The 15,908-nt window shown below is 40.4% G+C and carries 14 protein-coding genes; 10 read left to right on the forward strand and 4 right to left on the reverse strand.

Going from position 1 to position 15,908, the window contains the following annotated elements; all coding sequences use genetic code 11:
• Positions 1-284 precede the first annotated feature (284 nt).
• The 5 genes from SLP02_RS00735 (at position 285) to SLP02_RS00755 (ending at position 2,315) form a co-directional block, all read left to right on the forward strand.
• Positions 285-680: a RidA family protein gene (locus tag SLP02_RS00735; RefSeq protein ID WP_319418742.1), complete on the forward strand. Its 396-nt coding sequence runs from the start codon at positions 285-287 to the stop codon at positions 678-680.
• A gap of 64 nt (positions 681-744) precedes the next feature.
• Entirely contained in the window at positions 745-882 is a 138-nt protein-coding gene (locus SLP02_RS00740; protein ID WP_319418743.1) for a hypothetical protein, read from the forward strand.
• A gap of 226 nt (positions 883-1,108) precedes the next feature.
• Complete coding sequence (locus SLP02_RS00745) at positions 1,109-1,501, forward strand: RidA family protein (RefSeq protein ID WP_319418744.1); 393 nt, start codon at positions 1,109-1,111, stop codon at positions 1,499-1,501.
• A 64-nt stretch (positions 1,502-1,565) separates the two neighbouring features.
• Complete coding sequence (locus SLP02_RS00750; protein WP_319418743.1) at positions 1,566-1,703, forward strand: hypothetical protein; 138 nt, start codon at positions 1,566-1,568, stop codon at positions 1,701-1,703.
• Positions 1,704-1,922: 219 nt separating this feature from the next.
• Positions 1,923-2,315: a RidA family protein gene (locus SLP02_RS00755; RefSeq protein ID WP_319418744.1), complete on the forward strand. Its 393-nt coding sequence runs from the start codon at positions 1,923-1,925 to the stop codon at positions 2,313-2,315.
• Between the two features lie 139 nt (positions 2,316-2,454).
• Here the strand turns inward: SLP02_RS00755 and aspS are convergent, their stop codons facing one another.
• Positions 2,455-4,245, reverse strand: coding sequence for an aspartate--tRNA ligase (aspS, locus tag SLP02_RS00760; protein ID WP_319418745.1), 1,791 nt, complete (start codon positions 4,243-4,245; stop codon positions 2,455-2,457).
• 200 nt (positions 4,246-4,445) lie between these two features.
• Between aspS and SLP02_RS00765 the strand changes: the two genes are divergently transcribed.
• Positions 4,446-6,086 carry a dipeptide ABC transporter ATP-binding protein gene (locus SLP02_RS00765; RefSeq protein ID WP_413467301.1) on the forward strand — a complete coding sequence of 547 codons (1,641 nt, stop codon included), beginning with the start codon at positions 4,446-4,448 and terminating at the stop codon, positions 6,084-6,086.
• 24 nt (positions 6,087-6,110) lie between these two features.
• On the opposite strand, the gene SLP02_RS00770 is transcribed toward SLP02_RS00765, so the two are convergent.
• A complete protein-coding gene (locus tag SLP02_RS00770) occupies positions 6,111-8,075 on the reverse strand; it encodes a glycoside hydrolase family 9 protein (RefSeq protein WP_319418747.1) in 1,965 nt (654 codons plus the stop codon).
• A gap of 790 nt (positions 8,076-8,865) precedes the next feature.
• On the opposite strand from SLP02_RS00770, the gene SLP02_RS00775 reads away from it, so the two are divergent.
• The 4 genes from SLP02_RS00775 (at position 8,866) to SLP02_RS00790 (ending at position 12,167) form a co-directional block, all read left to right on the forward strand.
• A complete protein-coding gene (locus tag SLP02_RS00775; protein ID WP_319418748.1) occupies positions 8,866-8,994 on the forward strand; it encodes a hypothetical protein in 129 nt (42 codons plus the stop codon).
• 93 nt (positions 8,995-9,087) lie between these two features.
• On the forward strand, positions 9,088-10,521 hold the full coding sequence (gene lpdA / locus SLP02_RS00780; protein ID WP_319418749.1) for a dihydrolipoyl dehydrogenase: 1,434 nt from the start codon (positions 9,088-9,090) through the stop codon (positions 10,519-10,521).
• Positions 10,522-10,608: 87 nt separating this feature from the next.
• Entirely contained in the window at positions 10,609-11,772 is a 1,164-nt protein-coding gene (locus tag SLP02_RS00785; protein ID WP_319418750.1) for a low temperature requirement protein A, read from the forward strand.
• Positions 11,773-11,933: 161 nt separating this feature from the next.
• Positions 11,934-12,167, forward strand: coding sequence for a hypothetical protein (locus SLP02_RS00790; protein WP_319418751.1), 234 nt, complete (start codon positions 11,934-11,936; stop codon positions 12,165-12,167).
• 133 nt (positions 12,168-12,300) lie between these two features.
• On the opposite strand, the gene SLP02_RS00795 is transcribed toward SLP02_RS00790, so the two are convergent.
• Complete coding sequence (locus SLP02_RS00795) at positions 12,301-12,831, reverse strand: pentapeptide repeat-containing protein (RefSeq protein WP_319418752.1); 531 nt, start codon at positions 12,829-12,831, stop codon at positions 12,301-12,303.
• Positions 12,832-13,296: 465 nt separating this feature from the next.
• The gene (locus SLP02_RS00800) at positions 13,297-15,231 is read right to left on the reverse strand and encodes a S9 family peptidase (RefSeq protein WP_413467068.1); all 1,935 of its coding nucleotides are present in this window, start codon (positions 15,229-15,231) and stop codon (positions 13,297-13,299) included.
• Positions 15,232-15,908 lie beyond the last annotated feature (677 nt).

Here is a 15,908-nt window from a genome sequence, read left to right on the forward strand (position 1 = left end):
ACTAATCGTCTTCATAGTTTATTTACCCTAGCGGGATTTAAGCAATTTGATTTACCAGTTTCAATATTATTAATCCTCGCTACTTTTGCTGTCTCTATTATTCAAATGGTTTTAACGCTGAAGTGTTGGCGCGATTTTGCCTAGCTGTAACTATTTGTAAAGAACGTTGATAGCCAAAATAATCGTAATAATATCCTGCAATCGGCAAAATGTACAAGTTTTTACCTCCTTACTTTGTGCATAATCATAACTGTCAACCTTACAAGTAAACTGAGAAAACCAAGATGAATAAAAAACTAATCAATCCTCCTGAATTATTTGATGGTGCTGCATTTGGTATGTCACAAGGTGCGATCGAGACTCAATCGGGACTTATTTTTCTCTCTGGTCAAGTAGATTGGAATCATCAATATGAAACTACAGAACAGTCTGTTGAAGGTCAGATGCGAAAGGCTCTGGCAAATTTAACCATTGCCTTAGAAAATGCTGGGTCATCAGTCGATAAGTTATTGCGAGTTCGTATTTATATTCGAGGCGAATTCGGTGAATACACAAACGCGATTGTACCTATTTTCAATGATTACTTTGGCGAATCTCGTCCTGCTATGACATGGATTGGAGTTGCTTCTCTAGCATCACCAGAAACCCTTGTGGAAGTGGAAACGATCGCCTTTTGTTAGTTCTTATCTAATGGTCAGCGTGATTTTGTACAGATCCCGTCTTGTTGGCGATGAATAGGTTGTAGTGAAAGAACGGGTTGTAATTTCTCTAATTGATGAAAGTTACCTTAATTGGCACTTTCTTGGGCTTTGTCTTGATAAAGTAGTGCAATTGCTACCAATTCCAGAAAGAGGACAGCGATCGCATCATGTTCTGGAATAGTGCTACCAACTCATAGTTTATTTACCTAAGCGGGATCTTAGCAATTTGATTTACCATATAATAAATGGGTTTAAAGCCCCGCACAAAGAGTTCGATTGGGACTGGGGACTGGGGACTGGGGACTTCTACGTAGCTAATCAATCCCTAATCCCTAATCCCTAATCCCTAGAATCACCGTTTTTTTTAGGGCGGTGAGCAGTCACCAGTCTTAATTTAGAAATCCAAAATGAATAAAAAACTAATCAATCCTCCTGAATTGTTTGATGGTGCTGTATATGGTATGTCCCAAGCTACTATAGAAACTCAATCGGGACTTGTTTTTCTCTCTGGTCAAATAGATTCGCAGCGTCAATCTGAAACTAAACAGTCTGTTGAAGGTCAGATGCGAAAGGCTCTGGCAAATTTAACTATTGCCTTGGAAAATGCTGGGTCATCGATCGATAAGTTATTGCAAGTTCGTATTTATATTCGAGGCGAATTTGGTGAATACCTGGAGGCTCTCACGCCTATTCTCGCTAATTTCTTTGGCGAATCTCGTCCTGCTATGACAGGGATCGGAGTTGCTTCTCTAGCATCACCAGAAATTCTGGTGGAAGTGGAGGCGATCGCCTTTTGTTAGTTCTTATCTAATGGTCAGCGTGATTTTGTACAGATCCCGTCTTGTTGGCGATGAATAGGTTGTAGTGAAAGAACGGGTTGTAATTTCTCTAATTGATGAAAGTTACCTTAATTGGCACTTTCTTGGGCTTTGTCTTGATAAAGTAGTGCAATTGCTACCAATTCCAGAAAGAGGACAGCGATCGCATCATGTTCTGGAATAGTGCTACCAACTCATAGTTTATTTACCTAAGCGGGATCTTAGCAATTTGATTTACCATATAATAAATGGGTTTAAAGCCTCGCACAAAGAGTTCGATTGGGACTGGGGACTGGGGACTGGGGACTTCTACGTAGCTAATCAATCCCTAATTCCTAATCCCTAGAATCACCGTTTTTTTTAGGGCGGTGAGCAGTCACCAGTCTTAATTTAGAAATCCAAAATGAATAAAAAACTAATCAATCCTCCTGAATTGTTTGATGGTGCTGTATATGGTATGTCCCAAGCTACTATAGAAACTCAATCGGGACTTGTTTTTCTCTCTGGTCAAATAGATTCGCAGCGTCAATCTGAAACTAAACAGTCTGTTGAAGGTCAGATGCGAAAGGCTCTGGCAAATTTAACTATTGCCTTGGAAAATGCTGGGTCATCGATCGATAAGTTATTGCAAGTTCGTATTTATATTCGAGGCGAATTTGGTGAATACCTGGAGGCTCTCACGCCTATTCTCGCTAATTTCTTTGGCGAATCTCGTCCTGCTATGACAGGGATCGGAGTTGCTTCTCTAGCATCACCAGAAATTCTGGTGGAAGTGGAGGCGATCGCTTTTTGTTAGCTAGTGCTAAGAATATTTTCTTAGTTCTTACCTAAGCCGAAAGGCGCAAAACAAAGGCACACTTCCGCATATACGCGCGAGTTGGGGAATTTAGGGGGTGGATGCGTAAGTCCTAAACATTATGACGTTACCTACAAACTCAGTCCTTCTTTGGTTTGTAGGTAGAGGCTATTTCTAGTTCTTTTAGCTGTTTGGCATCGACTGAGGCTGGCGCATCTGTGAGTAGGCAGCTTGCTTGTTGAGTTTTAGGAAAAGCAATTACATCGCGAATAGATTCTTCTCCCGCCAATAACATCACCAAACGATCCAAGCCGAAAGCTATACCGCCGTGGGGAGGTGTGCCATATTCAAACGCTTCTAGTAAGAAACCGAATTTGTTATAAGCCTCTTCAGTAGAAAAACCAATCGTTTCAAAGACTTTTTCTTGAATGTCTTTTTGATAGATTCGTAGGCTTCCTCCACCTATTTCGATGCCGTTGTATACCAGATCGTAGGCTTGCGCTCTAGCGGTAGTTAAATCTTCAATATCTTCAGGATAGGGTGCTGTGAAAGGGTGATGCAATGCTTCGTAGCGTTTTTCATCGGCATTCCATTCAAACATCGGAAATTCTGTTACCCAGATTAAATTAACCTGTTCGTTATCAATTAATCCCATCTCTTGAGCAATAAATAAACGCAAGCGGTCTAGAGATTTATTGACTGTGACTGTATCTCCCGCTCCAAACAAGAGTAAATGTCCTGGTTTTGCCCCAGTACGGCTTAATAGCTCTGTTTTTTGCTCCTCACTCAGATTATCTTTAATTGCACCAATAGTATCTATTTCATTATTTTCTCGGACGCGAATATAGGCAATGCCTTTAGCCCCGGCGGTTACGGCTTCATTGAAAATATCTCCTTTGGGTTTGATGCGAACGTTGGAAATAGCGTCATTACCGCCAGGAATAGGCAAGACTTTTACTTGTCCACCACTTTTTACAGCACCCGAAAAGACTTTGAAACCAGAGTCTTGGACAATATCTGAGACATCTACTAATTCCATGGCAAAGCGGGTATCTGGTCGATCTGTACCGTAGCGAGCCATGGAATCTGCATAGGTAATGCGGGGAAAAGGACGAGGCATCTCAATATTTTTGACAGCCTTAAAGATGTGGCAGATTAAAGCTTCGTTGAGTTTAATAATCTCATCTTGAGATAAAAAGCTCATTTCCATGTCTAGCTGAGTAAATTCTGGCTGTCTGTCGGCGCGCAAATCTTCATCACGGAAGCAACGAGCAATTTGATAATAGCGATCGCATCCCGACACCATCAATAGCTGCTTGAACAACTGCGGGGACTGGGGCAAAGCATACCATTCACCAGGATTCACCCTAGAAGGTACAAGATAATCCCGCGCGCCTTCGGGGGTAGAGCGAGTCAAAATTGGGGTTTCGATCTCGATAAAGTTTTCTTCGTCTTCTAAAAAACGACGCATTGCTTTAACTACCTGATGACGTAGCTGGAGGTTTTTTGCCATGCGATCGCGTCGCAGATCTAGATAACGATATTGGAGACGTAGTTTTTCGCCAACATTTTCTGTGTCGGCTGTAGATACTTGAAACGGCAGTTGTTTGTTTACGGCGTTAAGTAACTCAATGGATTCGGCATAGATCTCTACTTGTCCTGTAGGTAGCTTATCGTTTAAGGATTCAGGGGGACGCTGGCTGACTTTTCCAACTGCTTTAACTACATATTCGCTGCGTAAAAATTCCGCGTCGGCATAAGATTGAGGCGTGCGTTGTGGATCGCTAACAATTTGAACCGTGCCAGTGCGATCGCGTAAATCAATAAAGATTACTCCTCCGTGATCGCGACGGCGATCGACCCAGCCATAGATGGTAACGGTTTGGTCTATATGTTCGGCTCGCAATTCGCCACAGTAGTTTGTTCTCATGCCTGGTAGCTAAAGTAATTAAAATTGGAAACACAGCGTATTCAAGAGTAACAAAATCTGAGTCACTCTTGTTTATTATTTCTGCTCTAAAATGATGGTTTCTTAATATCTAGGTCTGAAGTTGCTCTAGACGCTATTCTGCCCGATGATTACAATGCGATAAACTATACTCTCTTTTACTGCTAATCATGACTCAGATTATGACTCAAGCTCTATTGTCAGTCGCCAATCTTCGAGTTGCTTATCCCCATAAATTGAATCAAGCTACTGTTTGGGCGGTAGATGATGTTTCTTTTAGTCTTAAGCCTGGAGAAAAAATGGGGCTAGTGGGCGAGTCTGGTTGTGGCAAGTCTACTTTAGGGCGAGCAATTATGCGCTTGTTGCCAGAGGGAAGTCAGGTAGAAGGCAAAGCCATATTTCAGGAAAAGTCGGTTTTTGAGTTGAATAAAGCAGAATTACGCCAATTTAGGGGAGAGGTAGTGGCTTTAATCTTTCAAGATCCGATGACGAGGCTAGATCCTTTGATGACTATTGGCGATCACTGTCTAGAAACTATTAAAGCTCATCAACCTCAGCTATCCAAATCCGCAGCCAAAAAGTTAGCAATCGCAACTTTGGAAACTGTAAAAATCCCTGCTAACCGTTGGGGACAATATCCTCATGAGTTTAGTGGTGGCATGAGACAGCGAGTAGCGATCGCTTTGGCATTATTACTCAATCCGAAAGTAATTGTCGCCGATGAACCGACAACCAGCCTAGACGTTACGGTTTCAGCCGAAATTCTGAAGGAATTAACCAGACTATGTAGCGAAAGAGAAATGGCTTTGCTGTTAATTTCTCACGATTTAGCAATGGTAGGTGAATATTGCGATCGCCTTGCGGTAATGTACCAGGGTAAAATGGTAGAAACAGGAGATGTAAAGTCTATTCTCTATCAGCCCCAGCATGAGTATACTAAGTCTTTATTAAATGCAGCCCTTCACCTCCAGGTAGTTGATGATAGCCCACCAGAATTTACTAAGCAATCAGCAATTTTAGAAGTCAAAAATTTAAAGCAGCACTTTACTTTAGAGGCAAATTTTTTCCAGCAGTTATTTTCTCAAAAGAAAGCATCAATAATTAAAGCTGTTGACAACATAAGTTTTGAGCTTTATGCAGGAGAAATACTAGGGCTGGTAGGAGAGTCTGGCTGTGGTAAAAGTACTCTTTCGCGGACAATTTTACAGTTAATTAAACCGACGGCGGGACAGGTAAAATTTCTGGGACAAGATCTAACTACTCTTTCTAATTCTGCCATGCGGAGTCAACGACGACAGCTACAGATGGTGTTTCAAGATCCTCATGCTTGTCTAAACCCTCTAATGACCGTGGGAAAAAGTATTGCCGATCCTTTGTTAATTCATAAATTGGCTACTGCTACTGAAGCCAAACAGCAAGTAGCAACCATGCTCGAAAAAGTCGGTTTAACGCCGACCAAAGAATATGCTCGACGTTATCCTCATGAACTTTCTGGAGGACAACAGCAAAGAGTTGCGATCGCTCGTGCCTTAATTACTAAGCCTAAATTAGTAATCTGTGATGAACCAGTCAGTATGCTTGATGCCACGGTACAAACTCAAGTATTAGAGCTTATGTTGGCTTTAAAAGCGGAATTTGACTTAACTTATTTATTTATTACCCACGATCTTTGGGTAGCCAGATTCTTTTGCGATCGCATTGCCGTAATGAATGCAGGTAAAATCGTCGAAATAGACACCACCGAAAAGATATTTACCCAAGCACAACATCCCTACACCAAAAAGCTTCTGTCCGCTGCACCTTTGTTAGCTAATACAAACTAAGATTAGCGGTTTAACAATCATAAATTAAATCGCCGAATCAGACTCCCAAATTAATTCATCTCCGTCATACAAACAAATTTTAGTAATCTGCAAAGGTTTGGCAAACAGTGAACTCAAACTACCAAAGAAGTTATTATCTGTTGCTCGATCGGTGTTTAATTTCAAGGAAATCTGCTTCATATATTTCTCGTTTCCGCCAGGATAAATAACCGTTCCTCCACAGGCAATTTCAGTATAGTAAAGACCTTTTTTCAGCTTGACTACGGTTGCCGAATCAATAGAACAATCGTTAGACGTTGCCGACGCTGCTATATCTTCTACCTTATTTGAACCAGCAGTATAAAATACCCGCATTAAAGGATCTTCCCAGCCTTGTGCTGGTGCAGCAGATTTATTAACTATTGACAGATTAATTTCTGTAGCATTTTTGCTGGCTTGACTAACTCTAGATTCTACGTATATTTCTGGTTCATCATCTAATTGAGGAAAAGACACTTTAGTTAAAGGTTTTCCGCCAAACTCTTGATACATTTTGGCTAAAGCACCTGCAAACCCAGCATTATAGCTAACGCCGACTTCATTACGTACCCAGTCGTTGCGATCGTCTGCCCAGTGTTCTTGTTCATCGGGACCTCCAACTAAGGCACCGATTAAAAGATTACGTGTTTCTGTAGGCTCGTTCATTGAGTTTAACCAGCTACCATGAGCAGTACGATGATGAGGATTGTGAGGATAATTATCGCCGTAGCCAATTAGGTAACTGCGTTTTGCGGGATTTTGTCCCAAAATATAGTTGATTTGATTAACGCCAAAATCAAAATAACCTTCGGCTTTTTGTGATTTTCCTTGAGTTTGTAACCAATCACTATAGATAAAAGCGAGAAAGCTCGTGTTGGCTGCTAAAGGTAAAGAACCCCATTTCGCTAAGAAAGCTAAACCCCCTGGAGTATATTTAATCTGTTCACCTTCATGTCCTATTGTCCAAAAGTTTAACCAGGCTTCGGTGCGTTGTTGATATTCTATTTTTCCTGTTTCTTGTGCCAGTAAGACGTAGATTCCATAGGATTTGTCATCAAACTGATAGGTGTAATTAAAGGGTTTGCCCATTTGCTGATATTCAGTTTCGGCGATCGCCAAATATTCAGCAGAATAACTAGAGTTTTGGGCTTTTTTGGCTTTATGCAGCCAAATTGCTCCCCAAATTAGTTCATCTAGATAGCCATTATTGGAGGTGTAAAAAGGCACTGCTTCTTTTAGACAGTCAGAATATTTACCGCGATATTTATTAGCAAAATCAAACAGCTTCTCAGCTTTATCTACCAACAAATCGGCGTATTCTGTATCGCCATTCTTGCGAAATAAAATAGAGCTAGAAGCCATGGCAGCAGAAGTTTCCCCTGCTAAATCTGTTCCAGGACAACTCGTATCAATTTTAAAAGCGGGGCGTTCCATTTGGTAGTTAACTACTTCAACTGACCCCCACCATTGATGATCTAGTTCACCATTACCTACCTGTCCATAAAGCACATATTCTCCAGGAGTATCATTAGCAAAGGCGTTGAGAAAATAATCTGTAACCCATTTAAGGTTTTGCGATAAATGAACTAATTGACCTGATTTTTTATAAGCATCATAATATTCGATTCCTCCCCAAGCTAGGGTTGTGACGCTAAATGCCAGGGGAAAATTAAACTTGACGTTATCTCCAGCGTCTACCCAACCACCGCTTAAATCTACCCCTACGTCTGCACCATCTTCTAGGGTTGCGTCTCCTCGCCAAGGTACACGATTCCATTCTGGTAGCCTTCCTGTTTGCTGTGCTTCATAAAAGAGAATAGCTTTTTGTAAAGCTTCACCATAGTTTTCTGTGGTTTGACTAATAGTAGGTGCAGAGATTATGACTACCATTATTAATGCTAGTAATCCTGCTAAAATCTTCGATTTACGCAGTTTTTTTAACGCTTGTTGGCTAATAGATATTAAATACATAGATAAATATATAAAACGTCTGATGTGAATTAAAAAATGTTTATTCTCGCTTCTAAATGAAATTGGTCTATAAAAAGCGTGGTTTATTCCTGGGGGAACTTTCCCCCAGACCCCCAGTTGGGGACGTTACGACCCTCCCCAAACCCCTTCCGTAAACATTAACATTGATTCTTATCATAATTAGGTAGAGTCTGAATCCGCATAATTAATACGATTAAAATTGCTTGAATTTTATTTAAATAATAAATCTCTTTATTCACGGAAATATATAGATTTTTTCTAAGCTAAAAAAGAAACTTAATTCATATCAGGCGTGCAAAAAAGTGATTTTAGATAACTAGGCTAACGTGCAGTTTGTTATAAATTGAGTAAGGTTTAACAAAAATACGCCCGAAAAATTAGTATATGCAACGTTGATTCAAGTTAGCGATATTTGCTCGGCAGTAGAATTAGCTACTCCCGTGACTAGTTGACACTCCTGATTGTCATGAATGGACTGTGATTCGTAGGTTAAAGGATGGAGTTAACTGACTACGTAGCCAATTAATCGATCCTTTACCCCTTACCCTTTGTCCCAATCTTCATCAGTGACAAGGCTTTAAACCCATTCATTAAACCGTATCGCATCATACCTTAACTACAAACTTAGTTCGATCTTAACACTTAGTATTTATTGAGAATTATTTGCAATAATTGTGCGGGTAATGATATCTTGATATTAAACAAAAATAGCTATATTGAGCTTATTGCTGTAACCAAAAAATCGTAAACAATTACCAAAGTAAAACCTATGAGTAGAGACAAAAACAACCAAAAAAATAGTATTCCTCAGTGGCAGTCAGAAAAGATGAAAACAATTATTGTAGAGAGATGGAAAGAGATTAGACAAGTTGTTGAAGCAAGACAAGATCGAAATTAATAACCAGATGTTATTCTGCGCTTGATACGCCCCGCCCAATTCCGCGATTAAACTTTACAATATAAGACTGGAGCAATTATAGAAGAAATAGCAATGAGCGATTTTGATTACGATTTAATTATTATTGGCGCGGGTGTGGGTGGACATGGTGCAGCACTTCATGCAGTTAAAAGCGGTCTAAAAACGGCAATCATTGAAGCGGGGGATATGGGAGGCACTTGCGTTAATCGTGGCTGTATTCCCTCTAAGGCTTTGTTAGCAGCATCTGGCAGAGTTAGAGAGTTTGGCGATCGCCATCACCTACAGGACATGGGAATTCAGCTAGGAAATATTCAGTTTGATCGTAGCGCGATCGCCGATCATGCGACAAATTTAGTTAACAAAATTCAAGGAGATTTAACCAACAGCCTTAAACGTCTCAAGGTGGATATTATTCGCGGTTGGGGTGAACTTGCAGGGACACAAAAGGTTAAAGTTGTAAGTCAAGAAGGTGACAAAACCTACACTACCAAAGAAATAATGCTTTGTCCTGGATCTGTGCCTTTTGTCCCGCGTGGTATAGAAATTGATAACAAAACTGTCTTTACTAGCGACAACGCGGTTAAATTAGAGTCCCTTCCCAACTGGATTGCTATTATTGGTAGTGGCTATATTGGCTTAGAGTTTTCTGATGTTTATACCGCCTTGGGTTGTGAAGTAACCATGATCGAAGCTTTGGACACTTTGATGCCTGGCTTCGATCCTGACATTGCCAAAATTGCCAAAAAAATTCTACTCGATCAGCGAGATATTGAAACTTACAAAGGTGTATTTGCGACCAAAATTACTCCTGGCGCACCAGTACAAATTGAATTAACCGATGCCAAAACAAAAGAAGTTGTTGAAGTCTTGGAAGTAGATGCTTGCTTGGTAGCTACTGGACGTATTCCCGCCACCAAAAAAATTGGTTTAGAAACTCTGGCGGTTGAAATAGACAAGCGTGGTTTTATTCCCGTCAACGACAAAATGCAGGTATTGCGCGACGGCAAACCTGTTCCTCATCTTTGGGCGGTGGGTGATGCTACAGGTAAAATGATGCTAGCCCATGCTGCCTCTGGACAAGGAGTTGTGGCGGTAGAGAATATCTGTGGCGCAGACAAAGAAATAGACTATCGCTGTATTCCTGCTGCTGCTTTTACCCATCCTGAAATTAGCTATGTGGGTCTTACTGAAGCACAAGCCAAAGAAATAGGCGAACAAGAAGGATTTAAAGTATCTACGGTCAAATCTTTCTATAAAGGCAACTCCAAAGCCTTGGCAGAGGGAGAAACTGAAGGGGTTGCTAAGATTATTTATCGCCAGGATACGGGAGAACTTTTAGGAGTACATATCATTGGTATTCATGCTTCAGATCTGATTCAAGAGGCGGCAAATGCGATCGCCAAACGAGAATCAGTCCAAAATCTCTCCTTTAATATTCACACTCACCCTACTCTTTCCGAAGTTTTAGATGAGGCATATAAACGCGCTCAAGTAGTAGGTGTCTAGATTAATTTAGGTAATCACGAACATCTAATAATAAATATATGATAGTCTTTCAGGTAAATTACTGATAACTAAACACTGGTAAGCGTAATGGCTAAAGCCATCTTTCAACCACCAAGATTACGACGGGAAGAATGCGAGGAAGGAGAGCGTAGCGCAACCTGGCTAGAGTTATTTTTTGATTTAATCTTTGTGGTAGCGATCGCCCAATTAGCTCATAATTTCAAATCAGACTTTAGTTTTTTAGGCTTTGCTAAACTAGCACTATTATTTGTACCTGTTTGGTGGTGCTGGATCGGCGCAACCTTTTACGATACACGTTTCGATAATGATGGCTTAGTAGATCGTCTAATTACGCTGTTGCAAATGGCGATCGCAGCAACGATAGCTGCCAATATTCATCATGGATTAAGTTCTTCTTCAGTTGGTTTTGCCTTGAGCTATATTGCTTTTCGTGGAGTGCTAATCTGTCAATATCTTCATGCAGGATATCATGTACCTCAAGCAAGACAATTAACCAATTGGTATGCCTGGGGTTTTGCTGGAAGTATTGTCTTTTGGCTGGCTTCTATATTCGTTCCCCTCCCCTGGCGTTTTTTGTTTTGGGGTATAGGACTAATCATTGATTTTGCTACCCCCCTGACAGCCGGAAAAAGAGTGGTCAACGTGCCTCCTGATATGGCGCATTCTACCGAAAGAATTGGATTATTTACCATTATTGTTTTGGGTGAGTCGATAGTTGCGGTGGTAAGTGGAGTAGCCGATAGAGAATGGACTCCTGTATCGGTGGCGATCGCTTTGTTAGGTTTATCGATCGCCTTTAGCTTCTGGTGGATGTATTTTGACACGGTGGACGCATCTCCCCTTCAGGCTATGAAAAAAGGTCAAATGAAAATTGCTCTTGCTTGGCTTTATTCTCATCTTCCTTTGACAATTGGTTTAACTGCCACAGGGGTAGGAGTAGAAAAGATGATCCATGGTCTAAAACATGACTCAGCTAGTGGGGAGAAGTTTCTGTTTTGCCTAGCAGTAGCTCTGTGTTTGCTTATCCTTTCTAATCTTCATTGGACAAGCTGCGAACTTGGACAAACTAAGTGCAAAAGAATTTTAACTTTTTATCGTCTGGGTGCAGCAGCGTTTATTCTAGCTTTGGCTTTAGCTAGTAATATTTTATCTTCCTTGGTAATAATTACTCTTGTCGCGTTCGCCTGTGCGATTCAGATTGTTTTTGATATTTTCAACACCTGCCCTTGAGTCACTAATAGCCGAAGAAGGAGTAGTGATCTTGGGTTGAGAAAGACTAGAATCAAATCTGGTTCTATATCATGTTGTGAAGATTCTATTTGACTTTCCGAGAAATGGCGATCGCCCGTTGAAGAAATATCTTCCTGTTAAATACTCATCTTGCCCCAGGAATGCGTAAGCTACCTTCGGAGCTTGATGTACAAATTATCCAGGCACTTATTGCTACTGAGCTTGAGAAAAATGGTAGCAAGCCAGCAGGAGAGGAGCTACTGGCAAAATTAACCTCAAATCCTTATTTTGCTGGGAATTATGACTCTGGTTTTGGTGGGCAAGGATCTTTACCTAAAACGCTTGTCGATCTCAATTATGTTTTGCCCACCCTACAAGGCTTTTTCAATCAATGAAATTGAATCCTTGACTGGGCTAGATTTCTTCTCTGAAATTCCAGATGAACTGGAAGATCAGCTAGAAAGTAGAGATGACTCTAATAAAATCAATTCAGCAAATCTGCTCGCCTCATCATTCATTGATCGTGGGTCATTCGACATAGACTCCATTGGGCAAAGTAACTTTCCAGAAGAAAGCCTGTTCATGGGTGAAAAATCCTCTGACATCAACTTTGGAGAAGTCAACTAGAAAAATAGTAGCAAGTTCGAGATCGCCATTGCTGAAATCAGCACCATCAACAGTACATTGGCACATAGTAACACCGTACATGTTCGCCCCAGTAAGGTCGGCACTGAGATAACTACCTGCCAACATATTCGCTCCAGTCAAATCAGCGGAACGAAGACTAGATAACCACAAACAACTAGCTCTCAACATAGTACCGACAGCGACAACCTCATCCAGATTAGCTTCCCGCAAGCTGGCGTAACTCAAGATAGCCCCACTCAAATTAGCCCCATGCAAATCGGAACCACAGAGATTAACCCCTCTGAGGTCAGCACCACCAAGATCGACCCTACCCCGTCTACTTTCAATATCACGGACAAATCTAATAGCAGAGAAGTTTCTCTCTCCAGCAGCATACCTGCACAACAGCTCGTCAACAGTCATTTCAATCATACAAGTACCTCATCGCAAGCCTTCTACTGCCATCGATCGCTTTGCTTTATCTGCTTCTGCTTAAACCGAACTCATGTTACTTAAACTCGTAAGAGCGGTCATCGCCATCGATTAAAGATCTTTACGAACAAAATCAAAGTTAGTAATTTTAATTTCACTGTCGTCAAAACGAGCAGTAATTTCTAACTCGCCTCCCATAGCCTCAATAACTTACAGATGCAATATTACATTGATGTAATACTTTTGGCTTGGCATTATCTAAGCTTCCAAATCCAAAAAAGTGGGGTGAAGTTCCTCAACCGCTGTTTTAGGTTTAGAGAGCGATCGCGGTAGCAAACAATTTCTAAAAATCTCTTAGGCTGTCAATTAACAATTATCAATCAAGCCTGAGGTGGGCAAGAAAAATAATTGTGTTCCTAATAACAGTACAAAGTAACTAATATTCACCATAAATTGTCTGCATAATTAGTCCAAATTAATTATTTCAATCGGTTCAATTGGTTCTGCTGGTTGAAAACCAAAGACGCGGGAATAAAAGTAGAATTCGCTGTCCAAAGCTTTTTTAATATTGTCTGACATCCGAAAGCCATGTGCCTCTTCCTCAAAAGACACATAAGCCACGGGTAAGCCTTTTGCTTTAATCGCCTCGAACATCATTTCTGCCTGATTGGGAGGAACAACCTTGTCTTCCAAGCCTTGAAAGAAGATAACGGGACAGTCTAATTGTTCGGTAAAGTGAATTGGCGATCGCTCTTGATAAATTTCTCGATCTTCAGGATATTTGCCAATCAGGCGATCGAGATAACGGGACTCAAATTTATGAGTGTCTTTTGCCAATATTTCCAAATCGCTTACGCCATAGTAACTCGCACCAGCTTTAAACGTATCGCGAAAAGTTAATGCTGCCAGGGTTGTATAGCCTCCTGCACTGCTACCCGTAATTACAAGCCGATTTTTGTCTACTTTTCCTTGGTTAACTAAATATTTAGCAGCATTAACGCAATCATCTATATCAACAATGCCCCATTTGCCATCTAGTCTTTGGCGATATTCTCGACCATAACCAATACTACCGCCATAGTTAACGTCTACATAGCCAAAACCCCGACTAGTCCAATACTGAATACGCAGGTTTAAATCTACCGAGGCTGCTGCGGTAGGTCCTCCATGACTCTTGACGATTAAAGGAGGAAGTTCGTTTGTTGGGGCGGTATAATCTTTATTGGTAGGGGGATAATACCAGGCGTAGGCAGTCAGATCGTCGGTAGTCGGAAAAGCGATCGCCTCTGGCAAAGAAAGATACTCAAGATCGATAGTTAAATCTCCTGTTTGCTTTAATACCTGTTCTTGACTACTATTTAAATCCAGTTTGATCACCGCAGTTGCTTCTGTGGGTGAGCCACCAATAAACACTACACAACCGCTTTTTGTACTTTGTACATCAGATATATTGGTGTATCTAGTTTTAATTTCGCTAAAGTTTTTAGTCTCGAGATCGATAACGCCTAAATTCCAACTTCCATCAGCCGAATAAGCACAGACCAAGCGATCGCTGCCGACAAAAGCATAGCTAGACAAGCCAAACACCCAGTGAGGATAAGCAAACTCGGCTGCCATTTGGTGTAATATTTCTACTGAACCATTAGGATTGCGTCGATAGATATTCCACCAATTAGTGCGATCGCTGGCAAAATAGAGTCTACCATCTTTATGCCATTTTGGTTCACAGATAGACTCAGCTTCTCCACCTGCTACTAGTTCAGGTTTGCCGACACCGCGATCGTCAATCTTAGCTAGCCATAGATAAGTACTGTCCCAAGGCATATCTGGATGATTCCAGCTTAACCAAGCTAATTGTTGACCATCAGAACTTAAACGAGGGGAAGAATAAAAGTCACTACCTTCAATTAAGGTTTGAATTTTTCCTGTACCCAAATCAATTGTAATAATGCTGTTTTTAGCTTCAGCGTCATTTTGGGAATGATCTTCACAGACACAAATCAAACGATCTCTATTTTGATCGACAATAATATCTGCATAGCGTTGCTGTAATTTATTGGTCAGAGGCTGAGGCTGCTTGTTTAGAACCTGCTGATATATTCTCCCGTCTTCATAATTAGAAAAATAAACTGTCTCTTTGGCTACTGTATACGCTCCTCCACCATACTCGTGTATTTTGTTGCGAACGCTTAGGGGAGAAGGGGTGATATTTTTAATTCCTCGCTCGTTGAAATAACCCACAATTAGATTGCGACCTTTTTCCTGAGGACGTTTTTCTAACCAGTAGATATCATTATTATTTACGGTAATTTCCCCAATTCCAATTGTTTTTGAGACAATTAGATCTGAGGTGATAGGAGATTTCCAAGAACCATAAGTAACTGTTTGAGACATAATCATGATTTTATTGCTTCGCTTTAAATATAATTCTTTGCGTTTACGCTTAATTATTTTTACAGCTTTGAGAACACAACTCTTATAGTAATATTTTAGGTAGCACTGTATAGCAGAAGACCTAATTTAGTAGTTTAAGTAGAATCAGTGGTTCTCTATAATCACTTACAAATTAGTTCTTTTAGTAGACTTATTGCATGAATATATTTTTTCGATACTAGTTTTAAATTCCTGACCTCTTTCGAGACCCCGCGTCGGCGTAAGACGCAAGGGAATGCTCGAATTGACCTCATTCTCAACCAATATTTCTGATTCGTGCAAGAGATCTAGTGTTATATCTTCTACAGAATTTTGCCACTACAAAACGCAGCTAATTTAAGCAATTAAGTATTATAAAGAATAAAACCTCAATTTATAAGGTTTTTTGTTGCAAATATTGCATTTATAACTAGCTTTTATCTGTATGATCGGTGTTTAGGGAAAAAACGAAGTTTTAATTTATTTAGTTTTGTAAGCAATTTTTGCTAATAAAAGTTACATAAGTTAATAAATATCGTGTATTGTAGAAATAAGTAATTGAAAAGATAAAGATTTTAGTTTTGTCTATTTCAAGGAATTTTGGTAAAAGCTGATACCAAAAAATCAAGACAAAAAATTGCTAAAAATACTAAACCTGGAAGTCA

This window comes from Pleurocapsa sp. FMAR1 (genome assembly GCF_963665995.1).
GTDB lineage: Bacteria > Cyanobacteriota > Cyanobacteriia > Cyanobacteriales > Xenococcaceae > Waterburya.